The sequence below is a fragment of the Rhodobacteraceae bacterium LMO-JJ12 genome (genome assembly GCA_021555075.1).
Taxonomy (GTDB): domain Bacteria; phylum Pseudomonadota; class Alphaproteobacteria; order Rhodobacterales; family Rhodobacteraceae; genus JAKGBX01.
Map to the genome: position 1 here is coordinate 30503 of JAKGBX010000003.1, position 21813 is coordinate 52315.

General features: G+C 60.1%; 21 protein-coding genes. 15 read left to right on the plus strand and 6 right to left on the minus strand.

The features are described from left to right. Positions 1-36: 36 nt before the first annotated feature. The 3 genes from LZG00_16420 to LZG00_16430 are packed head-to-tail and all read right to left on the minus strand — an operon-like array spanning position 37 to position 1878. Positions 37-1113 (minus strand): 5-(carboxyamino)imidazole ribonucleotide synthase, encoded by a 1077-nt coding sequence (locus tag LZG00_16420; GenBank protein ID MCF3595577.1) that lies wholly within the window; start codon positions 1111-1113, stop codon positions 37-39. Continuing rightward, positions 1106-1594: a 5-(carboxyamino)imidazole ribonucleotide mutase gene (purE, locus tag LZG00_16425; GenBank protein MCF3595578.1), complete on the minus strand. Its 489-nt coding sequence runs from the start codon at positions 1592-1594 to the stop codon at positions 1106-1108. The genes LZG00_16420 and purE overlap by 8 nt, the downstream gene beginning before the upstream one ends. 59 nt (positions 1595-1653) lie before the next feature. Beyond that, the gene (locus LZG00_16430) at positions 1654-1878 is read right to left on the minus strand and encodes a DUF465 domain-containing protein (protein ID MCF3595579.1); all 225 of its coding nucleotides are present in this window, start codon (positions 1876-1878) and stop codon (positions 1654-1656) included. A gap of 164 nt (positions 1879-2042) precedes the next feature. Between LZG00_16430 and LZG00_16435 the strand changes: the two genes are divergently transcribed. Together LZG00_16435 and LZG00_16440 are read left to right on the plus strand one after the other, a co-directional pair. After that, positions 2043-2456 (plus strand): Hsp20 family protein, encoded by a 414-nt coding sequence (locus LZG00_16435; GenBank protein ID MCF3595580.1) that lies wholly within the window; start codon positions 2043-2045, stop codon positions 2454-2456. Between the two features lie 5 nt (positions 2457-2461). Next, the gene (locus LZG00_16440) at positions 2462-2689 is read left to right on the plus strand and encodes a DUF1150 domain-containing protein (protein ID MCF3595581.1); all 228 of its coding nucleotides are present in this window, start codon (positions 2462-2464) and stop codon (positions 2687-2689) included. 76 nt (positions 2690-2765) lie between these two features. Here the strand turns inward: LZG00_16440 and gdhA are convergent, their stop codons facing one another. After that, entirely contained in the window at positions 2766-4106 is a 1341-nt protein-coding gene (gdhA, locus tag LZG00_16445) for an NADP-specific glutamate dehydrogenase (GenBank protein MCF3595582.1), read from the minus strand. Positions 4107-4396: 290 nt separating this feature from the next. Between gdhA and LZG00_16450 the strand changes: the two genes are divergently transcribed. Continuing rightward, the gene (locus LZG00_16450; protein MCF3595583.1) at positions 4397-5365 is read left to right on the plus strand and encodes a threonine dehydratase; all 969 of its coding nucleotides are present in this window, start codon (positions 4397-4399) and stop codon (positions 5363-5365) included. A 64-nt stretch (positions 5366-5429) separates the two neighbouring features. On the opposite strand, the gene LZG00_16455 is transcribed toward LZG00_16450, so the two are convergent. Both LZG00_16455 and trxB read right to left on the minus strand, forming a co-directional pair. Then, complete coding sequence (locus LZG00_16455; protein MCF3595584.1) at positions 5430-7508, minus strand: bifunctional sulfate adenylyltransferase/adenylylsulfate kinase; 2079 nt, start codon at positions 7506-7508, stop codon at positions 5430-5432. 179 nt (positions 7509-7687) lie between these two features. Continuing rightward, a complete protein-coding gene (trxB, locus tag LZG00_16460; GenBank protein MCF3595585.1) occupies positions 7688-8632 on the minus strand; it encodes a thioredoxin-disulfide reductase in 945 nt (314 codons plus the stop codon). Positions 8633-8854: 222 nt separating this feature from the next. On the opposite strand from trxB, the gene LZG00_16465 reads away from it, so the two are divergent. From LZG00_16465 to LZG00_16520, 12 genes are all read left to right on the plus strand, one after another. After that, on the plus strand, positions 8855-9355 hold the full coding sequence (locus tag LZG00_16465) for an Lrp/AsnC family transcriptional regulator (protein MCF3595586.1): 501 nt from the start codon (positions 8855-8857) through the stop codon (positions 9353-9355). A gap of 177 nt (positions 9356-9532) precedes the next feature. Beyond that, positions 9533-10360, plus strand: a complete 828-nt coding sequence (locus LZG00_16470) for an FAD binding domain-containing protein (protein ID MCF3595587.1) — start codon at positions 9533-9535, stop codon at positions 10358-10360. Then, on the plus strand, positions 10353-13091 hold the full coding sequence (locus LZG00_16475) for a molybdopterin-dependent oxidoreductase (GenBank protein ID MCF3595588.1): 2739 nt from the start codon (positions 10353-10355) through the stop codon (positions 13089-13091). The genes LZG00_16470 and LZG00_16475 overlap by 8 nt, the downstream gene beginning before the upstream one ends. 62 nt (positions 13092-13153) lie before the next feature. Beyond that, a complete protein-coding gene (locus tag LZG00_16480) occupies positions 13154-14638 on the plus strand; it encodes a 6-hydroxynicotinate reductase (protein ID MCF3595589.1) in 1485 nt (494 codons plus the stop codon). Then, positions 14635-15480 (plus strand): UPF0280 family protein, encoded by an 846-nt coding sequence (locus tag LZG00_16485; GenBank protein MCF3595590.1) that lies wholly within the window; start codon positions 14635-14637, stop codon positions 15478-15480. Before LZG00_16480 ends, LZG00_16485 begins: the two co-directional genes overlap by 4 nt. Continuing rightward, the gene (locus LZG00_16490; protein ID MCF3595591.1) at positions 15473-16060 is read left to right on the plus strand and encodes an amino acid synthesis family protein; all 588 of its coding nucleotides are present in this window, start codon (positions 15473-15475) and stop codon (positions 16058-16060) included. Before LZG00_16485 ends, LZG00_16490 begins: the two co-directional genes overlap by 8 nt. Beyond that, positions 16057-16641 carry an amino acid synthesis family protein gene (locus LZG00_16495; protein ID MCF3595592.1) on the plus strand — a complete coding sequence of 195 codons (585 nt, stop codon included), beginning with the start codon at positions 16057-16059 and terminating at the stop codon, positions 16639-16641. The genes LZG00_16490 and LZG00_16495 overlap by 4 nt, the downstream gene beginning before the upstream one ends. A 109-nt stretch (positions 16642-16750) precedes the next feature. Further along, positions 16751-17965, plus strand: a complete 1215-nt coding sequence (locus tag LZG00_16500) for an ABC transporter substrate-binding protein (GenBank protein MCF3595593.1) — start codon at positions 16751-16753, stop codon at positions 17963-17965. 96 nt (positions 17966-18061) lie between these two features. After that, the gene (locus tag LZG00_16505) at positions 18062-19921 is read left to right on the plus strand and encodes an ABC transporter permease (protein ID MCF3595594.1); all 1860 of its coding nucleotides are present in this window, start codon (positions 18062-18064) and stop codon (positions 19919-19921) included. Next, a complete protein-coding gene (locus LZG00_16510; protein MCF3595595.1) occupies positions 19918-20691 on the plus strand; it encodes an ABC transporter ATP-binding protein in 774 nt (257 codons plus the stop codon). The genes LZG00_16505 and LZG00_16510 overlap by 4 nt, the downstream gene beginning before the upstream one ends. After that, complete coding sequence (locus tag LZG00_16515) at positions 20684-21385, plus strand: ABC transporter ATP-binding protein (protein ID MCF3595596.1); 702 nt, start codon at positions 20684-20686, stop codon at positions 21383-21385. The genes LZG00_16510 and LZG00_16515 overlap by 8 nt, the downstream gene beginning before the upstream one ends. 2 nt (positions 21386-21387) lie before the next feature. Next, positions 21388-21807 carry a MarR family transcriptional regulator gene (locus tag LZG00_16520; protein MCF3595597.1) on the plus strand — a complete coding sequence of 140 codons (420 nt, stop codon included), beginning with the start codon at positions 21388-21390 and terminating at the stop codon, positions 21805-21807. Positions 21808-21813: the final 6 nt, after the last annotated feature.

Sequence of the window (21813 nt, forward strand, 5' to 3'; positions counted from 1 at the left end):
CGAGACTCACTTCTACAGTATGGTTGTAGAAGTGGCTCAAATTTTTGCGGTCACCACGCGATTTACATGCCCCATCTTTCGCCCGGGTTTCACGTCCGCTTTGCCATAGAGGTGAAGCGCGCAATTTGGTGCACGTGCAAGCTCTGGCACCTGTGCCATATCGTCGCCAATCAGGTTCTCCATCACCACATCGCAATACCGCCCGCCATCACCCAGAGACCAGCCAGCAACCGCGCGGATATGCTGCTCGAACTGATCCACAGTGCAGCCCTGTTGCGTCCAATGGCCGGAATTATGCACCCTCGGCGCGATTTCGTTGACGATCAGCCCCTGCGGTGTGACGAAAAGCTCAACCCCCAATACCCCGACATAATCAAGCGCGTTAAGAATTCCCGCAGCAATCAACACCGCATCGCTGCGCTGGCTTGGCGACAGCCGCGCAGGTACCGTCGTCGTGCGCAAAATTCCATCCCGGTGCACGTTCTCGCCGGGATCAAAACACGCAACTTCGCCGCTTACGCCTCTTGCCGCGATGACCGAAACCTCGTGCGAGAATTCCACGAACCCTTCCAGAACTGACGGCGCGCCTTGCATCGCGGCCCATGCCTCGGCCACATCGCCCGCAGCCGAGAGTCGCGCCTGTCCCTTGCCGTCATAGCCCATGCGGCAGGTTTTCAGAATCGCAGGTGCGCCGATATCGCCAAGAGCGGCCTCCAGATCGGCTTGGGAATTCACCGCCCTATAGGGGGCCAGTTTAAGGCCCAGCTTACTCAGGAAATCCTTCTCGATGATGCGGTCCTGACTCACCCGCAGCGCCTCGCGGCCGGGGCGAATGGGTTTCATCTTTTCAAGGATATCGAGGGCCGAAGTCGGGATGTTCTCAAACTCATAGGTGATCACATCGACGCTTTCGCCAAACCGGCGCAGCGCTGCTTGGTCGTTATAGTCGGCGTGCACATGTTGATCGGCTACATGACTGGCCGGGCAATCGGCGCCCGGCTCAAATATCACGGTCTTGAGGCCCAGTCGCGCCGCCGCCACCGACAGCATCCGCCCCAGTTGCCCGCCGCCCAATATGCCAATCACAGATCCCTGCGCCAACGCGTTACTCATCGCTTGGAACCTCGGGGATCGAGGCTGCCAAATCCGCGCGCCATGCATCCAGCCGCCCTGCCAGCGCGGCATCGCTCACCGCCAGAATACCCGCCGCCATCAGCCCGGCATTGGCCGCGCCGGCCGCGCCGATCGCCATGGTGGCCACGGGAAAACCTTTGGGCATCTGCACGATGGAATAGAGGCTATCGACACCCGAAAGCGCCTTGGTCTGCACCGGCACGCCGATCACAGGCACGCGGGTCTTGGACGCCATCATGCCGGGCAGATGCGCCGCCCCGCCAGCACCCGCGATAATCACATGCAAACCGCGCTCAACTGCGCTGCGCCCATACTCCCACAACCGGTCAGGCGTGCGATGCGCCGAGACGATCCGTGTCTCATAGGCAATGCCCAACTCGTCCAGAATATCGGCCGCTTGTTTCATCGTGGGCCAATCCGATTGGCTGCCCATAATGATGCCCACTTTCACGTCGCTCATGATCTGTCCCTGCAAAGGCTCGTTTTCGGGAAAAACCGCACTATAGGGATTAATCCGGCTCAGGCAATGATATCCGGGGTCAGACGATCTTCGAGGATGGCGATCACGTCTTTCAGTCGCAATTTCTGCTTCTTCAACCGCCTGACAGTCAGCTGATCTGCCGTGCCCTTTTCCTCCAGCGCCCGGATTGCTTCGTCCAGATCGCGGTGCTCACAACGGAACACTTCCAGTTCCACACGCAGCACGTCATCGTTTTTCATCGAGATATCGCTGGGCGCGTTCATACCGGCATGATTCCTTCTCTTCGGCTGTATCTAAGATACTGATTTACCGAGATTAGGCAAAGCCCTTGCGCATGCCCGCCGACACTCCCATATTCCTCTTAGGCGGCTGCCATAACGGGGCCGCGAATACATGTGTCGCTTGAACCGTAAAAGGGCCCGTGTCGATGACGAAACTTACCTTGGGGTCACACCCCTATCTCCTTGGCTTCGATCAGCTTGAGCGTCTGCTTGAGCGCAATGCCAAATCCGGTAACGAGGGCTATCCGCCCTTCAATATCGAACAAACCTCGGAGAATTCTTATCGTATCACGCTGGCCGTGGCCGGGTTTGGAGAGGATGATCTGGCGATCACCGTCGAGGACCGCCAGTTGGTCATCCGCGGACGCCAATCTGACGACTACGAAGGTCGCGTCTTCCTGCATCGCGGGATTGCCGGACGCCAGTTTCAGCGTAGCTTCGTTTTGGCCGATGGTGTCGAAGTGGGCGAGGCCGTGATGGAGAATGGGCTCCTGCACGTCGATCTCACCCGCGCGAAACCCGATGCGGTGGTGCAAACGGTGCAGATTAGAAAGGGGTAACGCTCATGCATACCAAATATGAATTCCAGGACGTGCAGGACAATCGGATCGTCTATGTCCGCAAGGTCGCGGTGAAAGATCTACCAGCCGAGGTGCGCGAGCAAGTGGGCGGGCTTGATAGCCTCTATGCGGTCCACCGCGCCGATGGTGAACAACTCGCGCTGGTGCGTGACCGTGCGTTGGCCTTCGTGTTGGCCCGCCAGAACGATCTCGCCCCGGTTACGGTGCACTGATCACTGATCTGCGGGTATTTGGATCGGGGCGCGCCGGGCCGGAATAGCTCCCGGCCCCTGCGCTGAACGGTCAGACTCAGATCACGCCGAGCGCACGCATCGCTTCCGCAACCCGCAAGAAGCCTGCGATATTGGCACCCGCGACATAGTTGCCGGGCATTCCGTAATCTTCCGCAGTCGATGCACAACGGTCATGAATTTTGTGCATGATGGTGGCCAACCGGGTTTCGGTCTGCTCAAAGGTCCAGCTATCGCGCGAGGCGTTCTGTTGCATTTCAAGCGCGCTAGTCGCCACGCCGCCCGCATTGCTGGCCTTGCCCGGCGCATAGAGCACTTTCGCGTCACGAAACAACCGCACAGCCTCGGCTGTGCAGGGCATGTTCGCCCCTTCGGCCAGCGCAAGCAGTCCGTTGCCAATCAACTTGCGTGCCGCTTTTCCGTTCAACTCATTCTGAGTGGCACAGGGCAGGGCGAGGTCGCAAGGCACATCCCAGATGCTACCGTCTACAACATGGTGCGCGCTGTCACCACGCATTTTCGGATAGGCCGAGAGCCGTTCGCGCCGACGCTCCTTGATCTCCTTGATCATCTCAAGGTCGATCCCGTTATCGTCCACGATATAGCCATCGGAATCCGAGCAGGCGACCACGGTCGCGCCAAGCATTTGCAGCTTTTCAATCGCATAGATCGCCACATTGCCCGAGCCCGAAACCACGACCCGACGCCCTTCGATTCCGAGTTTTTGGCCCGCCATCATGCGCTCGAGGAAATAGACCGTGCCATAACCCGTCGCTTCGGTGCGCACGCGGCTGCCGCCCCAGCGCAGGCCCTTGCCGGTCAATACACCGGATTCATAGCGGTTGGTGATGCGCTTGTATTGCCCGAACATGAAGCCGAGTTCGCGCTGACCCACACCGATATCGCCTGCCGGCACATCGGTGTATTCGCCGATATGACGATAAAGCTCGGTCATGAACGACTGGCAAAACCGCATGATTTCGCCTTCTGAACGACCACGTGGGTCGAAATCTGACCCGCCCTTGCCGCCACCGATTGGCAGCCCGGTCAGCGCGTTCTTGAAGATCTGCTCAAAGCCGAGAAACTTGACGATGCTGATGTTGACGCTTGGGTGAAACCGAAGGCCGCCCTTGTAAGGGCCAAGTGCGGAATTAAACTCGACCCGGAAACCACGGTTCATCTGCACATTGCCCTTGTCGTCAACCCAAGGCACGCGAAAGATGATCTGGCGTTCAGGCTCGCAAATGCGCTCAAGCAGAGAATCTTTGAGATACCCGGGATGGCGGGCGATAACCGGCCCGAGGCTTTCCAGCACTTCGCGGGCGGCCTGATGAAACTCGGCTTCACCGGCATTACGGCGTTCGATTTCGGAAAGTACCAGTTCGAGTTTTTCGTCCATGATTTATGCTTGAACCTCTACCTTTGACAAGATTGCTGTTTTTTCGATCAGATCGCCGCTTTTTAGGGCGTTTTATAAACCGAGGACAATAGGCGCTTACGCGATGGCACGGATTTCCCCTTCGCATTCCTGCGCTTATTTGCCTCATGGGGTTGAACCGTCACCGATCGCTTGTGACCAATTGTCGCGCCGCGGCGCGTCTCAGGCGGTCAATTTCCCAAACAGAAGGCGGGGTTTACCCCGTAGTCCTTGGCTGCCACTCTCAAAATTGGTTTAACGAAGGACAAAACATGTTCACCAAATCCGAGCTTGAAGACGCGCATGCACTCGTTTCCCGTTTCATGGCGCCCACCCCGGCGCATGACTGGCCGCTTCTGGCCGAGGCATTGGGAGCGACATGCATTGTCAAACATGAGAATCACGCGCCCACCGGTGCCTTCAAGGTGCGTGGCGGGATTACGTTTCTGGACTGGCTCAAACGCACCCACCCCGAGATGCAGGGCATCGTGACCGCGACTCGCGGCAATCATGGCCAATCACAGGCGCGCGCGGCGGTCGCCATGGGGCTGCGCGCGAAAATCGTCGTGCCGCACGGCAATTCCGCCGAGAAAAACGCCGCCATGCGCGCCTTCGGGGCCGAGTTGATCGAACATGGCGCCGATTTTGACGAAGCGCGCGAAGAAGCCATGCGCATGGCCGAGTCCGAGCCCCTTTTCCCGGTTCCCCCATTCCATACCGAGCTTGTGCGCGGCGTGGCCACCTATGGCTATGAGTTGTTCAACGCGCACCCTGATCTCGATGTGGTCTATGTGCCGATCGGCTGTGGCTCGGGGCTGTGCGGCACCATCGCGGCGCGCGATGCGCTGGGCGCGCGGGCTGAAATCGTCGGTGTCGTGGCCGAGGGAGCGGCAGGCGCCAAGCTATCGCTCCAGGCTGGGCATCTGGTTGAAACCAACAGTGCCGATACCTTTGCCGATGGCATGGCGGTGCGCATCCCGGTGCAGGCGGCGTTTGATATCTATTCAGAGAAAGCCCACCACATCGGCGCAGTCTCGGATGACGAGATCGCCGCCGCCATCCGCCTCTATTACAGCGCCACGCACAATCTGGCCGAAGGGGCAGGGGCGGCAGCGCTGGCGCTCGCTCTCAAGGAAAAAGACAGCCTCAGGGGCCGCAAGGTGGGCGTGGTCCTGTCGGGCGGCAATATTGACCGGCCGCTCTATCAAATCGTGCTCGCCGGTGGCACACCACACGCCTGAACAAACGAAAGCCCCCGAACCTTGAAAGGGGCCGGGGGCTTTGCCAAACGTCGTTCCAAAGGGCTTATTGCGCTGCAATCAGCCCCATGCTCTCAAGTTTGAGAATGACTTGATGGGCGCAATTGTCGACATCCACATTCTCGGTTTCAACCCGCAGTTCCGGATTTTCGGGAACATCATAAGGGTCTGAAATCCCTGTGAATTCCTTGATCTTTCCTTCGCGGGCCAGCTTGTAAAGCCCCTTGCGGTCGCGCCGTTCGCATTCCTCGATCGTGGTCGCCACATGCACTTCGATAAAGGCTCCGAAGGCTTCGATATCCTCGCGCACCGCGCGCCGCGTGGTGGCATAGGGGGCAATCGGCGCACAGAGCGCAATGCCGCCATTCTTGGTGATCTCACTGGCGACATAACCGATGCGGCGAATGTTGAGATCGCGGTGCTCCTTGGAAAAGCCCAACTCCGAGCTGAGATTCTTACGCACGACATCGCCATCCAGAAGCGTCACCGGGCGCCCGCCCATCTCCATCAGCTTGACCATCAACGCATTGGCAATGGTCGATTTTCCCGATCCCGAGAAGCCGGTGAAGAAAACGGTAAAGCCCTGCTGGCTGCGCGGCGGGCGTGTCTTGCGCAATTCCTTGACCACTTCGGGAAACGAGAACCACTCCGGAATCTCCAACCCTTCCTGAAGGCGGCGACGCAACTCGGTGCCTGAAATGTTCAGGATTGTCACCTTATCCTTGTCCACGATTTCATCGGCGGGCTCGTATTGCGCGCGCTCCTGCACATAGACCATATGTTTGAAATCGACCATCTCACAGCCGATTTCCGCTTGATGCTCGCGAAACAGATCCTGCGCGTCATAGGGACCGTAAAAATCCTCGCCCTTCGAGTTTTTGCCCGGCCCGGCATGGTCGCGCCCGACAATGAAATGGGTGCAGCCATGGTTGGCGCGGATCAGCCCATGCCAAACGGCTTCGCGTGGACCAGCCATGCGCATCGCCAGGTTCAGCAGGCTCATCGAAGTGGTTGAGGATGGGTATTTGTCCAGCACCGCCTCGTAACAACGCACACGGGTGAAGTGATCGACATCACCCGGTTTGGTCATACCGACAACCGGATGGATCAGCAGGTTGGCCTGCGCCTCGCGCGCGGCGCGAAAGGTCAACTCCTGGTGCGCGCGGTGCAGCGGGTTGCGAGTTTGGAACGCCACCACCTTGCGCCAGCCCAGCTTGCGGAAATAGGCGCGCAATTCGTTCGGCGTGTCGCGCCGTCCGCGAAAATCGTAATGCACCGGCTGTTGAATGCCAACGACCGGCCCGCCCAGATATACGTTGCCCGCCGTGTTATGCAGATAGTTCACCGCCGGATGCGCGCTGTCATCGGCGCCAAACACCTTTTCCGCCTCGCGTGCTTTATCCGGGGTCCAACGGTCGGTCAGGGTCATTGTGGCAAGGATCACACCTTCCTGATCGCGCAGCGCAATATCCTGTCCAACTTCGATTTTCTCAGCAAACTCTTCGTTCACATCCAGCGTGATGGGCATCGGCCAAAGACGGCCATCGGCCAGCCGCATGTTCTCGACCACACCATCATAGTCCTTTTCCGTCAGAAAGCCTTTGAGCGGATGGAAGCCACCATTCATCAGCAGTTCCAGATCGCAGATCTGGCGCGGCGTCAGATCCCAGGAGACGAGATCGGCCGCATCGCGCTTGAGCTTCTGGGCGCTTTCGGCGGAAACAAAGAGTTCCGGAATGGGAGCAAGTTGGTTTTGCATGATTTGGGTCCTGTGGTTGAAATTCGTCAAATTGCTGGTTGTGCCGGTCAGTTCGGCATGCAGTGCGTCGTATTCTGCCAGTTTCCTGGCAAGGAATTGGTCGGTCAGGCGGGTCTTTTCCGCCGCGCCCTTGACGGTCAGGGCATAGGCATATCGCTGGCGCTGATCCGGCCCCGATCGTTGGCTGGTCCTGACAAAACCAGCCTCGATCGCGGCGCGCAGTTGCGCGTTGAGCCGTCCCAGGCTGATGCCAAGCGCCGTGGCGGTCTGGCGCTGCGACGCGTCCGGCGCCAGATCAAGCTGGCGCAACAGGCGGAAGCGCAGGTCGTCTTCCAGCATCGGCGATTTTGGGTCGGTCGGGGTCATTCGGGTCTGCTCAAAGTGTGTTCATTCGTGAACGCACTCCGTATCTTGCAATTCCCGCCTTCGGGCAATGCTTGATTTCGCGAAACTATGCGGCGTGACCATTCGGCAACGCAAAACGCCCCGCGTTATACGCGGGGCGTTGGTCGATACTTTAATGTCCTGTTTTCAGGGCGGTGGGTTCACGCGCCCTGTTCGGCCAGAAACCTTTCAGCCTCAAGCGCTGCCATACAGCCCATTCCAGCGCTGGTCACCGCTTGGCGATATTTGTGATCGGTCAGATCACCTGCGGCAAATACGCCCGGAATTGACGTTTCGGTGCTATCGGGCTTGGTCACGACATAGCCGCCCATATGAGTTTCCAGAACATCCTTGACCAGTTCGCTGGCAGGCGCATGGCCGATGGCGATGAAAACGCCCGTGCAAGGGATTTCCTTGATCTCACCAGTCTCGACGTGTTTGACCTTTACGCCAGTCACACCCTTTGGGTTATCGTCGCCAACCACTTCTTCCAGTTGGTGGAACCAAAGCGTTTCGATCTTGGGGTTCTTGAACAGCCGGTCTTGCAAGATCTTCTCGCTACGCAGCTCATCGCGGCGATGAATCAGCGTTACCTTGCTTGCGAAATTGGTCAGGAACAAAGCCTCTTCCACCGCCGTGTTACCGCCGCCAATGACAACAATCTCCTGGCCCCGGTAAAAGAAACCATCACAGGTTGCACAGGCGCTCACTCCAAACCCTTTGAACGCTTCTTCGCTCTCCAGCCCAAGCCATTTGGCGCGCGCGCCCGTCGCAAGGATCACGGCATCGCAGTTATAGGTGGTGCCGCTGTCGCCCTTGGCGGTGAAGGGGCGCTTGGACAGGTCGAGATCGGTGATGATGTCGCCGATGATCTCGGTGCCAACGGCGCGCGCATGTGCCTCCATCCGCACCATCAGATCGGGGCCCTGCACCTCGGTATCGCCGGGCCAGTTTTCAACCTCGGTCGTGGTGGTCAACTGCCCGCCCGGCTCGATCCCCTGCACCAGGATCGGTTCCAGCATGGCGCGGCTGGCATAGACTGCCGCCGTATAGCCCGCGGGCCCCGACCCGATGATCAGAACCTTAGTGTGCCGTGTCTCGCCCATCTCTTGCCCTCGTGCTGGAATCTCTATCGCAAGCGATATAGCGTTCGACCCCGGCACATGAAACCCCTGCCCACAGACCTGCGCGCAGCCGCGTCACCGAAATGGTGCCGCCATCTTGGTGGAATATGCTTGCACCTCAGAAAATTACCCTTGCGCGAAACATTATTGCGCGTAAATAACGCGGTGCTATAACATCTGCAAATCCAAGAAAGAGAGCGTCGCATGGCTGGTTCCCGCCTTGATCCGATTGATCGCAAGATTCTCGCCGAGCTTCAGGCAGACGGGCGCATGACCAATGTCGAGTTGGCCAAGCGGGTGGGCATTTCCGCGCCGCCCTGCCTGCGCCGGGTCCGTACACTGGAAGAGCAGGGTTTCATCCGTGGCTACCATGCCGAAGTCGATCCGCGCTCATTGGGCTTTGAGGTTCAGGTTTTCGCCATGGTCGGGCTGGTCAGCCAAGCCGAGGCGGACCTTACGAGGTTCGAAGCGCGCTGCCGTGATTGGCCGCTGGTGCGCGAGTGTCACATGCTCAACGGCGAGGTGGATTTCATCCTCAAATGCGTGGCACCGGACCTATCGACCTTTCAAAGCTTCCTTACCGAGGAATTGACCGCAGCGGACAACGTTGCCTCGGTAAAAACCTCTCTGGTGATCCGCTGCGCCAAGGACGAACCCGGCGTTCCCTTTGACGTGATGGAAGACCGCCTGTCGCGCTCTGCCTGAGCCTGCCACCCCGGCGCGGCGTTTATCACTCTGATTGCATGCTCATTCTTTGCGCTTCATGGCGCTGCTTCATGCCGAATCCGACGTGGGCTTACTAAAACCTTTTGACACGACTCGCTTTCCCTCCATATCATTCGTGTACAAACAGTTAACGAACAGGTCCGCAGGGGGACGATATTGAACTATCATGCGCCGGATAACCTGGACGAGGCACTCGAGATCATGGCCCTTGGCGGGGTGACTCCAGTGGCGGGTGGAACCGATTTCTATCCCGCGATGGGGTCGGGCGGGCCGCGTCAAAGCCTGCTTGATCTCACGCGAGTCAAATACCTGCGCGGCATCGTGCGCGATGGCGACCAATGGCGTATCGGTGCCGCAACCCGCTGGAGCGACATCCTGCAGGCCGACTTGCCAGCGGCTTTCGATGGGTTGAAAGCCGCCGCACGCGAGGTCGGCAGCGTGCAGATCCAGAATGCCGGCACGGTGGCGGGCAACCTCTGCAATGCCTCCCCGGCGGCGGATGGCGTGCCGCCCCTGTTGGTGCTTGACGCCGAAGTCGAACTGGCATGCGCCGCCGGAACGCGCCGCATGCCACTCACCGATTTCCTCACGGGCGTGCGACAGACAGCACTTGCGCCGGACGAGCTGATGATCGGCCTTTATCTTCCCAATCCCCCCGAGGGCGCTTTGGGGCGGTTTTCCAAGCTCGGCAGCCGCCGGTATCTGGTGATTTCAATCGCTATGACGGCTGCTCTGCTGCGTCTCGATTCCAAGGGCAGGTTTGATATAGCGCGCATCGCCGTGGGGGCTTGCTCGCCGGTGGCGCTTAGGCTTGCCGCTTTGGAGGCCGCACTTATCGGGCAAAAGCCCGGTGATGTTGACATAACCCAAGAGCATCTCGCGCCGCTTTCGCCGATCGACGATGTGCGCGGCACGGCGGGCTACCGTCTTGAATCTGCACGCGAGATGTTGGCGCGACTGATCTGCGAGGGCTGGAATGGATAGCCGCGTGACACCTGAAACAACCTTCACCCTCAATGGTCACCGCGTCAGCGTCGCGCCCCGCGTCGGCGAGCGTTTGTCGGAAAGCCTGCGCGAACGCCTCGGTGCGCGTGACGTGAAAATCGGCTGTAACGCGGGCGATTGCGGCGCCTGCACCGTTCTGGTCGATGGCGCGCCGGTCTGTTCCTGCCTGATGCCCGCGCAACAGGCGGCAGGGAGCAAGGTTGAGACTCTGGCCGGGCTTTACGCCGACGAGCCACTGGCGCGCAGTCTTGCCGCAAGGTTCGAAGCGCGCGGCGCGGCGCAATGCGGCATCTGCACGCCGGGCATGATGGTCTCGGCTGTGGCGCTCTTGCGCACATCGCCCGCACCCGATGAAACCGCCGTCAAGGATGCGCTGGGCGGTGTGCTTTGTCGCTGCACCGGCTATGCCAAGATCATCGACGCTGTGATGGATCGTGGGTTTGCCGCCGGGGCCGATGCCCAAGGCCACGCCGGAGCGGCGATTGCCAAGCTCGACAGCGGCCCGAAGGTGCGCGGCACCGAACAGTTCGGCGATGATGTCGCCCCGCCTGATGCGCTGGTGATCAAGATCATCCGTAGCCCCCACGCCCACGCACGCTTTGCTTTCGGGGATCTCGATGGTTTCGCCGCGCGGCCCGGCATCAAAGCGGTTCTGAGCGCAGACGACATTCCGGGAACCAACCTCTTCGGGGTGATCCCCGCCTTCATAGATCAGCCGGTTTTCGCCGTTGAAGAGACCCGCTTTCGTGGCGAGGCCGTGGCCGCCGTTGTGGGCGAGGCCGATGTGATGGCCCAATTTGATGCCGAAGATTTCCCGATTGTCTGGACGCAATTGCCCGACACCCAAAGCGTCCCGGCGGCGATGGCAGAGGATGCGCCCCGCCTGCACGAAACCCGCGAAGGCAATGTGATGTGCGGCGGTTTTGTCGCTCATGGCGATGCCGAGTCTGCGCTGGCCCGCGCCGCCGTGCTGGCCGAGGGGCATTTCACCACCAGCTTTGTCGAGCACGCCTATATCGAGCCCGAAGCCGGGTTCGCCCAAATCGTCAATGACCGCGTCGAAGTCCACGCCTGCACACAAGCGCCGGTGATGGATCTTGATACGCTCGAGATGGTGCTCGGCATGGACCGCTCCCGCATCCGCGTTGTGCCTACCGCAACGGGCGGCGGATTTGGCTCCAAGCTCGACGTTTCGGTTCAGCCCTATCTGGCACTTGCTGCGCTGAAAACCGGGCGGCCCGTGCGGCTGACGTATGAACGTCGTGAATCGATGCAATCGACCACCAAGCGCCACCCGGCAGAGATGAGCGTCAAGATTGGCGCCGATGCGACGGGTCGCATCTGTGGCATGCGCTTTGATGGTCTCTTCAATACCGGTGCCTACGCCAGTTGGGGGCCGACAGTGGCCAATCGTGTGCCGGTGCATGCCTCGGGACCTTACGCCGTGGCCGATTACCGGGCCGAGGCAAAAGGCATTCACACCCATTGCCCGCCTTCCGGGGCGTTTCGCGGCTTTGGCGTGCCGCAGGCGGCGGTTGCGCAGGAAAGCCTTTATGATGCGCTGGCCGATCAACTGAACATCGACCGGCTCGAATTCCGCATCCTCAACGCGCTCGAAAACGGCACCCCGACCGTCTGTGGACAGGTGTTTGAGCAAGGCGTCGGCATCAAGGCCTGCCTTGAGGCACTACGCCCGGCTTGGCAGGCAGAGCGCGCCGAGGCGGCAAAGTTCAACGCTGATGGCGGCACCATTCGCCGCGGTGTCGGTCTGGCGGCGGGCTGGTACGGATGTGGCAACACGTCGCTGCCCAACCCCTCGACGATCAAGGCCGGGCTGCGCGCCGATGGGCAGATCGTGTTGCATCAGGGTGCGGCAGATATCGGGCAGGGCTCCAACACCGTAATCGCTCAGATTTTCGCCACCGCGCTGGGCGTGCCTGTGGGCGCGCTTGCGCTGATCGGCGGTGATACCGATGTGACACCCGACGCCGGCAAAACTTCGGCCTCGCGTCAGACCTTTGTTTCGGGCAACGCCGCGCGACTGACCGGCGAAGCTTTGCGCACCGAAATCCTGCAACGCGCTAATGCAGGCGAGGGGGCCGAGATCATACCCCGCGCAGGCGGGTTGACGGTGCGCGATGGCGGCCGAGTGCATGAAATCGACCTTTCCGCGCTGTCACCAGACGACGAAGGCTATGTGCTGCGCGCGCAGGAATCCTATGACCCCCCGACCAAACCGCTCGATGCCAATGGTCAGGGCATTCCATATGCCCAGTTCGGCTATGCCGCGCATCTTTGTGTTTTGGAGGTCGACACCGCGCTCGGCACTGTCAAACCGCTGAAATTCGTTGCGGCCCATGATCTGGGCAAGGCCATCAACCCGCTTCTGGTCGAGGGCCAGGTGGAAGGCGGTATCGCGCAGGGTCTCGGCATGGCCTTGATGGAGGAATACCTGCCCGGACGCACAGAGAACCTGCATGATTACCTGATCCCGACGGTGGGCGACATGCCCCCGGTCGAAACGCTGATTATCGAGGATCCCGACGCGCACGGACCTTATGGCGCCAAGGGATTGGGCGAACATGTCCTGATCCCGACCGCGCCCGCGATCCTGAACGCAATCCGCGATGCGACCGGGGTGCAGGTCACGCGTCTGCCGGTGACGCCATCGCGGCTCCGTGCTGCCCTGAGGGAGATCACGGATGTCTGAGTCGAATTCCGGCGCATGTTTCAAACCGATTTCGGCGACCGAAATCGGCAAGGGAGGCTTCCATGACAAGTGAGAGAGCGAAAGTCGAAAAGATCCGCTGCGATGCCTGCCCGGTGATGTGTTTCATCGCCGAGGGTAAATCCGGCGCCTGCGACCGCTATGCCAATCACGCAGGCGAATTGGTGCGCCTTGATCCGCTGACCGTGATCGAAATGACCTCCGAGAAGCTGGTGCCGTTTCTTCAGGGCGATGAGGCGGGCGATTGGGACGGCGATATCGTCAAGGGCCAGCGCCGCTTTGTCACCGCTGTCGGCGCGGGCACCACCTATCCCGATTACAAACCCGCCCCTTTCATCGTCTCTCAGGAGGTCGAAGGCGTCGATATGGTCACGGTCGTGACCGAAGGCATCTTCTCTTATTGCGGCGCTAAGGTGAAAATCGACACCGACCGCCATCTCGGCGATGAACGCGACGTTGTGCGGGTAGATGGCGAACCCATCGGCCATGTGATGACCTCGGAATACGGCTCGAAAATGCTGTCGCTGGGCGGGGTCGAACACCTCACTGGCGGCTCCAAGAAAGAAGGCCGCGTGACCTGTGATGCATTGATGCAGCTGTGCAATCGGGAGCCCGTCACCATGGTGATCGGCGAAGAAGGCCACTCGATTGAAGTTGTTGTGCAAGCTGGCCAGCCACCCATCGTAAACGGTGTGCCCGAAAAACTGATGCGCGTCGGCTGTGGCTCGGCCGCCATCGGGATGTTTGCCAAGCAATGGTGCGACATTGTCGACGAAGTCGTCGTCGTCGATGACCACATCACCGGCGTGCTCAGCGAACATTCGGCGGGCCAGGTCCTCGGCGTGCCGCCCACCGGCATCAAGATCAAAGGCCGCCGTTCGACCCCCGGACGCTATTTTCAGGTGGCCGAGCCGGGCCTTGGCTGGGGCGGCACCGATATCGAAGACCCGTTGACCATTCTGGGTGATTGGAAACCCAACGTGGCTTGGGAGGGGCTGCGCCTCTTCATGGTTTCCACAACGGGCGAACAATGGGCCTATTTCGAGCTTGACGCCGACCTTGTGCCACAGCCAAAATCTGCCCCCGAAGCCGTGCGCGCCAGCGCAGAACGCATTGCCGAGAACTGTGAACCCTCGATTTGTTCGGTGCTCTTCATGGGCGGTGCAGGCGGCAGCTTGCGTGCGGGTGTAACCGAAAACCCCGTGCGCCTTACCCGCTCTGTGCGCCAGGCCCTCACCCGGGTCAGCTGTGGCGGAGCCGAAGCCTACGTTTGGCCCGGCGGCGGCATCACGGTGATGGCGGATGTTATGGAGATGCCCTCCAACGCTTTCGGTTATGTGCCCACACCCGCCATCGTCGCCCCGATCGAATTCACCATGCGGGTCAGCGACTACGCGGCCCTGGGCGGTCACACCAAGGAAATCAGGGCCGTCGACACAGTGGTGAGCGACGCAACCCGCAAGGTTGGTCCAAGCGCAGCAGGCCATGACCCCAACGCACGCGGCCATTACCGCTGGGAGGACAAATGAGCTTTTCCAGCGCGCGCCTCTCCGGTGATCGGCTGCATTTGCAGCATGGGCCGATTGATCTGGTAATCGGCGCAGACGGCGCGCGAGAGCGGGCTTTTGCGGCGGCTGAAGCCGCGTTTGATGGCCTGCTCGAAGCCCTGGTGGATGAACTGGACGTGTTGCGCCAGCCATTGAGCGCCGACAGCGCACCCCATGGCCCCGTGGCAAGACGCATGACGCAGGCGGTGGCGCGCCATCGCGGTTTTGTTACGCCAATGGCGTCTGTTGCGGGCGCCGTGGCCGACCATATGCTGGCGGCGATGGTCGCGGCGGGCGGCTTGCGGCGCGCCTATGTGAACAATGGCGGAGATATTGCGCTGTATCTGGCCGCTAACGAGAGGTTTCGCCTCGCCATGGCCGGGCTCGATGGTGCCGGGCTTGGCGCGATCGAGATTACCCCGAACCAAGGCATTGCAGGGATCGCCACCAGCGGGCAGGGCGGGCGCAGCCTGTCTTTCGGCATCGCCGAAAGCGTGACGGTTTTGGCATGCGACGCCGCCGCCGCAGATGTAGCGGCAACGCTGATTGCCAATGCGGTCGATCTGCCCGATCACGGCGCGATTTCACGCGCGCCAGCCACCGAGCTTCGCCCCGACAGCGATCTCGGCGAACGTTTGGTGGTCGCTCATGTCGGGCCACTAAGCGATAATGATGTTGACCAAGCCCTGATGCGCGGGGCCAAGGCAGCCAATACCATGCGACAAGCCGGTTTGATCCATGCTGCGGCGCTGTTCCTGCGTGGGCAGAACCGGGTTGTAGGGCCAATCGGACGAGTAGAACTAAAGGAAACAGAATATGCCTGAACTCAAATTGAGAAAAACCATCGAGAGTCTTGAAGAGATTTGGCACGAGGGCGGTGAGCCGGTGAAAACCCCTTACCGCCGGGCCTGGGCCATGGCGGTGATTGCCAACCCCTTTGCCGGAAAATATGCGCCCGATATTCAGCCCTTCATGGAAGAGTTGAAACCTTTGGGCCTCCAACTGGCCACCCGGCTGATCGAATTGATGGGCGGGGCCGAGAAGGTCGAAGGTTATGGCAAAGGCGCAATCGTCGGCAGCGCAGGCGAGGTTGAACATGGCGCGCTCTGGCATGCGCCGGGCGGCTATGCGATGCGCGAATTGTTGGGAGAAGAGCGTTCCAAAGCCATCGTGCCTTCGACCAAGAAGGTTGGCGGCGTTGGCGCGCGTCTCGATGTGCCCGTGACCCATATCACCGCCTCTTATGTGCGCTCGCACTTTGATTCTATCGAAGTGGGCTGCAACGACGCACCGCGCGCCGATGAAATGGCACTGGTGCTGGTGATGACCAATGGCGCGCGGGTTCATAACCGCGCTGGTGGTCTGGAAGCGGGTGCGATCAAGGGAGAGGATGGGTTGAAATGAAGGCGAAGATCAGAAAAATCGTCGTAACGGTAGAAGAAACACTGCGCGAAATGGGCCGCGAGATCACACCGCCCACGCGCAAGGCCGTGGCCGTTGCCGTGATTGAAAACCCCTTCGCCGGACGTTACGAAGAAGACCTCAGCAACCTGATGGAAATCGGTGCCGAACTTGGCGGTATCTTAGGTGAACGCTGCGTTCAGGCACTTGGCATCACGCCCGAAGAAGCCGAATCCTACGGCAAATCCGCCATGGTTGGCGAAAATGGCGAACTTGAACATGCCGCCGCAATCCTGCACCCCAAGTTGGGTGCACCGCTCAGGAAGGCCGTCGAGAAGGGCGCCGCGCTGGTTCCGTCCTCCAAAAAAATGGGCAGCCCCGGCCAGGTGCTTGATGTGCCTCTGGGGCACAAGGATGCGGCCTATGTGCGCAGCCATTTTGACGGAATCGAAGTGACCATAAACGACGCACCGCGCGCTAACGAAATCATGGTGGCTGTTGCTGTCACTGATAGCGGGCGTCCTTTGCCGCGTGTCGGCGGACTCGAAGCAAAAGATGCGGAGGGTAAAGACGGGTTGCGCTGAGGCGCAATCCTTTTGGCCTAACACGGCCAAAACACAATAATGGGCTGGTAAGAGCCTGAAAAACATTAAAACAATGAAACCAACCAACATGACCACAGGGAGACGTGACATGAAACTAACCAAACGCAAACTATTGGGCGCATTGGCCGCCCTGCCGATGCTGGGTCTTATGCCCGGCGCAGCCATGGCACAGGACACGATCATCATCGGTGAGATCAATTCCTATACCCGCATGGCCGCCTTTACCGAGCCTTACAAGAAGGGCTGGGAACTCGCGGTCGAAGAGATCAACGCCGCAGGTGGCGTCAACGGCAAGATGCTCGAAGTGATCAGCCGCGACGACACCGGCGATCCCGCCACCGCGATCCGCATCGCGGAAGAATTGGTTTCCAAAGACGGCGCGGTGATGCTGTTTGGCACGTTCCTTTCCAACATTGGCCTCGCTGTCGCGGATTTTGCCAAACAGAAAGAAGTGCTGTTCCTCGCTTCCGAACCGCTGACCGATGCGCTCGTCTGGTCCAAAGGCAACAAATATACTTACCGTCTGCGCCCATCAACACACATGCAGGCGGCAATGCTGGCTGAACAGGCGGCCAAGCTGAACAAGAAGAAATGGGCCACCATCGCGCCAAACTATGCCTATGGAACGGATGCGGTAAAGGCCTTCAAAACCGAACTGACCAAGCTGCAACCGGATGTGGAATGGGTGGCCGAACAATGGCCGCCAGTGTTCAAGATCGACGCCGGTTCAACCGTGCGCGCGCTGGAACAGGCCAAGCCCGACGCGATCTACAACGTGACCTTCGGCGGTGATCTGTCGAAATTCGTGCGCGAAGGCAGCTTGCGCTTCCTCTTTGAAGACCGCACCGTCGTATCGCTTCTCACGGGCGAGCCGGAATATCTCGACCCGCTCGGCGAAGAAACCCCCGAGGGTTGGATCGTCACCGGCTATCCGGCGGCCCAGATCGACACCCCGGAGCACAAAGCCTTCCTGACCGCCTATGAAGCGCGCTGGGGCGAAGTGCCGAAAACCGGCTCGATCGTTGGTTATAACTCGGTGCTGGCAATCAAGGCGGCGCTGGAAAAAGCCGGATCGACCGAAACAGAAGCCCTGCGCGAAGCGATGGAAGGGCTCGAAGTGCCAAGCTCGCCCACCGGTCCGTTCATGTTCCGCGCGGCGGATCATCAATCAACCATGGGTGCCTATGTCGGTCTCACCGCCAAGAAAGACGGCATGGGTGTGATGACCGATTGGTCCTACGCTGATGGCGCGGCCTATCTTCCCAGCGAAGAAGAAGCGGCCAAAATGCGTCCGGCGGAATAATCTTCAAACACCATACCGGGGCGGTGCAGACTGCCCCGGTTATTCGTATTCGTAAAAAAATCGCGACCTAACGCGAAATGAACAGGGACGGGCGAAATGGGTTTTTATTTTGCACAATTGCTGACGGGGCTGGCGAATGCGTCGTCGCTCTTTCTGATTGCCTGCGGGCTGTCGATTATTTTTGGCGTCACGCGGATCGTCAATTTCGCCCATGGCTCGTTCTACATGGTCGGGGCCTATCTGGCCTATACGCTGGTCACCACGCTTGATGGCGGCGTCTTCGGTTTCTGGTTTGCGGTGCTGGCGGCGGCGGTAATCGTGGGGGTGGTCGGGCTGATCATCGAAATGACCATCCTGCGACGGATTTATCATGCGCCGGAACTGTTCCAACTGGTCGCCACCTTCGGCGTGGTGCTGATCTTTCAGGATGCAACGCTGGCGATCTGGGGAGCGGAAGACCTGCTTGGTCCGCGCGCTCCCGGGCTTGATCGGGCGGTGCGCATAATAGGCGAGCCGATCCCGGAATATGATCTGGCACTGATTTTCATCGGTCCGCTGGTACTGGGCGCGATCTGGCTGTTGTTCCATCGCACGCGCTGGGGGATTTTGGTGCGCGCCGCGACACAAGACCGCGACATGGTTGACGCACTCGGCGTCAATCAGGCGTGGCTGTTCTCGGGTGTCTTCATGCTGGGGGCCGCGCTTGCAGGTCTCGGCGGTGCGCTGCAAATCCCGCGCGAAGCGGCAAACCTGCACATGGACCTGTCGGTCATTGGCGAAGCTTTTGTGGTCGTGGTGATCGGCGGTATGGGGTCGGTCTCGGGCGCGTTTGTCGCCGCCATCCTGATTTCGGTGCTCAACGCCTTTGCCATTCTTGTCTTTCCGCAGATTTCGATCGTTCTGCCTTTCATCGTCATGGCCGTGGTGCTGATCCTGCGCCCGCATGGCCTGTTTGGCAAACCGGGCAGCGAACATGGTTCACCCGTCGACCCGGAAGCGCCCCTGCGCCTTCTGTCGCCCCGCGCCGCGATGGTGCTGATGGCGTTGATCTTCACACTGGCGCTCAGCCCGGCGGTGCTCAGCGACTTTTCCACGATCCTGCTGGTTGATGTCATGGTGGCGACGCTTTTTGCGGTGTCGCTGCACTTCATGATGGGGCTGGGCGGGATGGTGTCCTTTGGTCACGCAGCCTATTTCGGTGTTGGCGCCTATGGCACGGCAATGGCGGTGAAATTCTTCGGCCTTTCGATGCTGCCCGCAATGCTGCTGGGGCCGCTGGCCGCCGCACTTGCGGCGCTGTTCTTTGGCTGGTTCTGCGTGCGGCTTTCCGGCGTATATCTCGCCATGCTAACGCTTGCGGCGGCACAGATTCTTTGGGGGGTCACCTTCCAGTGGCAGGAATTCACCGGCGGCGATGATGGCATCCTCGGTGTCTGGCCGGCAGCATGGGCCAATTCGGATCAGGTATTCTTCTATATTGCCTTCGTGCTTTGTATCGGCGGCATCCTGTTCTTGCGCCGGGTCGCCCATTCGCCCTTCGGCTATGGCCTGCGCGGTATCCGCGACAGCGATATTCGCGCCGAGGCGATCGGCATGGATGTAAAGCTGCATCAATGGATGGGGTTTGCGCTTGCCGGTGCGGTGGCCGGTATTGCGGGCAGTGTCTTTGCCTTTTCCAAGGGATCTGTTTTCCCCGATGCACTTGGGATCGGGCAATCGGTAGATGGGCTGATCATGGTGCTTCTGGGCGGTATTCACGCGCTGGCCGGACCGATTTTTGGCGCGGTTGCCTTTGTGATGATCGAAGATTGGGTGAGCCGACTAGACTACTGGCGCTTCATTTTCGGTGCGATCATTCTCGTTGTGGTGTTGATTGCGCCTGATGGTATCGCAGGTGGGGTGGATCGGTTGTTGCGCGTTCTAAGGCTTCGACGGGATGAGGAGGGCGTGGCATGAATGTTCTGGAAGTGCGCGGTCTGTCCAAGAGTTTTGGCGGCCTTGTAGCGGTCTCGGATGTGTCCTTCGACCTGGGGAAGGGCGAGTTTCTGGCGCTGATCGGTCCCAACGGGGCGGGCAAGACCACCTGTTTCAACATGCTTAACGGTTATCTCAAGCCGGATCGCGGGTCGGTGAAGCTGGAGGGGGCGGAACTGACTGGCAAGCGGCCGCGCAAGATCTGGCGTATGGGGGTGGGGCGGACGTTTCAAATCACCCGCACGTTTCTGTCGATGACGGTGCGCGAGAATGTGCAGATGGCGCTTCTGTCGCATCACCGGCGGATGTTCGATCTGCTCAGCCGCGCGACAAAGGCCTATGTCGACGAGGCCGATGCACTGCTGGACTTGGTGTCAATGAGGGCGCAGGGCGGGCGGGCGTGTTCCGAACTGGCGTATGGTGACCTCAAGCGGCTGGAATTGGCGATTGCCCTTGCGCATGACCCGGCGCTTTTGCTGATGGATGAACCGACGGCGGGCATGGCGCCTTCCGAGCGGATTGCGCTGATGGAGTTGACCGCGGGGATTGTGGCAGAGCGCGGCGTCAGCGTGCTGTTTACCGAGCATGACATGGATGTGGTTTTTGCCCATGCGCATCGTATCCTGGTGCTGAACCGCGGCATGTTGATCGCCGAAGGCACCGGGCCTGAAATTCGCGAAAATGCGATGGTGCAGGAGGTCTACCTCGGCGGTGGGACGCTGTTTGAAAAGGCGGAGGGTGCAGATGCTTGAGGTAAAAGACCTGACGGCGCGATACGGGCGGGCGCAGATCCTGAACGGAATGAGCCTTGATCTGGCCGGGCAGGAAGTTGTGGCGCTTCTGGGCCGCAATGGCGCGGGCAAGACAACGACGATGAAATGCATCATGGGGCTGGTCGTCACCAAGGCGGGCACGATCCGTTATGACGGGCAATCGCTGATGAAGCTGCCGCCGCATATGATCTGCCGCGCTGGTATCGGCTATGTCCCCGAGGAGCGGCGGATTTTCCCCGACCTGACGGTTGAGGAAAACCTCGAAGTTGGTCGCCGCCCGCCGCGCGAAGGTGCGCCGGAATGGACGATCGAGCATCTCTATGAGCTGTTTCCCAATCTGGCCGAGCGGCGCAGCAACCTCGGCAAACAGATGTCGGGCGGCGAACAGCAAATGCTGAGCATTGCGCGCACGCTGATGGGAAATCCGAAGGCGGTGCTGCTTGACGAGCCTTCCGAGGGCATCGCGCCGGTGATCGTGGAACAAATGGCGCGGGTAATTGGCGAGTTGAAAAGCGAAGGCCTGTCGGTACTGCTGAGCGAACAGAACCTGCATTTTGCGCGAGCCGTTTCTGACCGTGCGATCATCATCGAGAAGGGTTCGCTGCGCTTTGAAGGAAGCTTTGCCGAGCTTGATGCCAAGCCCGAAATCAGCCAGCAATACCTCGCGGTCTGAGGATGGCTGACGCGCGCTATATCCTTGATGAGCAAGTCGGATATCTGCTCCGGCTGGCCTATCAACGTCATGCGGCGATCTTTCAGGCCCACACGCTCGAAGGGCTGACGGCGCAGCAATTCGCGGCGCTGGTGCGGATCGGCGAGGAAGGAGAGGTCTCGCAGAACCGGTTGGGGCGGTTGGCGGCGATGGATGTCGCCACGATCAAGGGCGTGGCCGACCGGCTCAGACTGAAGGGCCTGACATGCGTCGCACCCGATCCCGACGACAAGCGCCGTATGCTGATCACGCTGTCACAAGAAGGCCGCGCGTTGCTCAAGCGGATGTGTGACGTGGGCTTTGAGATCAGCAACGAGACATTGGCTCCGCTGACAAAAGCCGAACGCATCACTTTCATGGAGCTTCTCAAGAAGCTGACGTGACGGCGT

Bases quoted from the DNA above. Each gene is read 5' to 3' on its own strand.
- LZG00_16420 (MCF3595577.1), bottom strand. From the start codon at position 1,113: ATGAGTAACGCGTTGGCGCAGGGATCTGTGATTGGCATATTGGGCGGC.
- purE (MCF3595578.1), bottom strand. From the start codon at position 1,594: ATGAGCGACGTGAAAGTGGGCATCATTATGGGCAGCCAATCGGATTGG.
- LZG00_16430 (MCF3595579.1), bottom strand. From the start codon at position 1,878: ATGAACGCGCCCAGCGATATCTCGATGAAAAACGATGACGTGCTGCGT.
- LZG00_16435 (MCF3595580.1), top strand. From the start codon at position 2,043: ATGACGAAACTTACCTTGGGGTCACACCCCTATCTCCTTGGCTTCGAT.
- LZG00_16440 (MCF3595581.1), top strand. From the start codon at position 2,462: ATGCATACCAAATATGAATTCCAGGACGTGCAGGACAATCGGATCGTC.
- gdhA (MCF3595582.1), bottom strand. From the start codon at position 4,106: ATGGACGAAAAACTCGAACTGGTACTTTCCGAAATCGAACGCCGTAAT.
- LZG00_16450 (MCF3595583.1), top strand. From the start codon at position 4,397: ATGTTCACCAAATCCGAGCTTGAAGACGCGCATGCACTCGTTTCCCGT.
- LZG00_16455 (MCF3595584.1), bottom strand. From the start codon at position 7,508: ATGACCCCGACCGACCCAAAATCGCCGATGCTGGAAGACGACCTGCGC.
- trxB (MCF3595585.1), bottom strand. From the start codon at position 8,632: ATGGGCGAGACACGGCACACTAAGGTTCTGATCATCGGGTCGGGGCCC.
- LZG00_16465 (MCF3595586.1), top strand. From the start codon at position 8,855: ATGGCTGGTTCCCGCCTTGATCCGATTGATCGCAAGATTCTCGCCGAG.
- LZG00_16475 (MCF3595588.1), top strand. From the start codon at position 10,353: ATGGATAGCCGCGTGACACCTGAAACAACCTTCACCCTCAATGGTCAC.
- LZG00_16480 (MCF3595589.1), top strand. From the start codon at position 13,154: ATGACAAGTGAGAGAGCGAAAGTCGAAAAGATCCGCTGCGATGCCTGC.
- LZG00_16485 (MCF3595590.1), top strand. From the start codon at position 14,635: ATGAGCTTTTCCAGCGCGCGCCTCTCCGGTGATCGGCTGCATTTGCAG.
- LZG00_16490 (MCF3595591.1), top strand. From the start codon at position 15,473: ATGCCTGAACTCAAATTGAGAAAAACCATCGAGAGTCTTGAAGAGATT.
- LZG00_16495 (MCF3595592.1), top strand. From the start codon at position 16,057: ATGAAGGCGAAGATCAGAAAAATCGTCGTAACGGTAGAAGAAACACTG.
- LZG00_16500 (MCF3595593.1), top strand. From the start codon at position 16,751: ATGAAACTAACCAAACGCAAACTATTGGGCGCATTGGCCGCCCTGCCG.
- LZG00_16505 (MCF3595594.1), top strand. From the start codon at position 18,062: ATGGGTTTTTATTTTGCACAATTGCTGACGGGGCTGGCGAATGCGTCG.
- LZG00_16510 (MCF3595595.1), top strand. From the start codon at position 19,918: ATGAATGTTCTGGAAGTGCGCGGTCTGTCCAAGAGTTTTGGCGGCCTT.
- LZG00_16515 (MCF3595596.1), top strand. From the start codon at position 20,684: ATGCTTGAGGTAAAAGACCTGACGGCGCGATACGGGCGGGCGCAGATC.
- LZG00_16520 (MCF3595597.1), top strand. From the start codon at position 21,388: ATGGCTGACGCGCGCTATATCCTTGATGAGCAAGTCGGATATCTGCTC.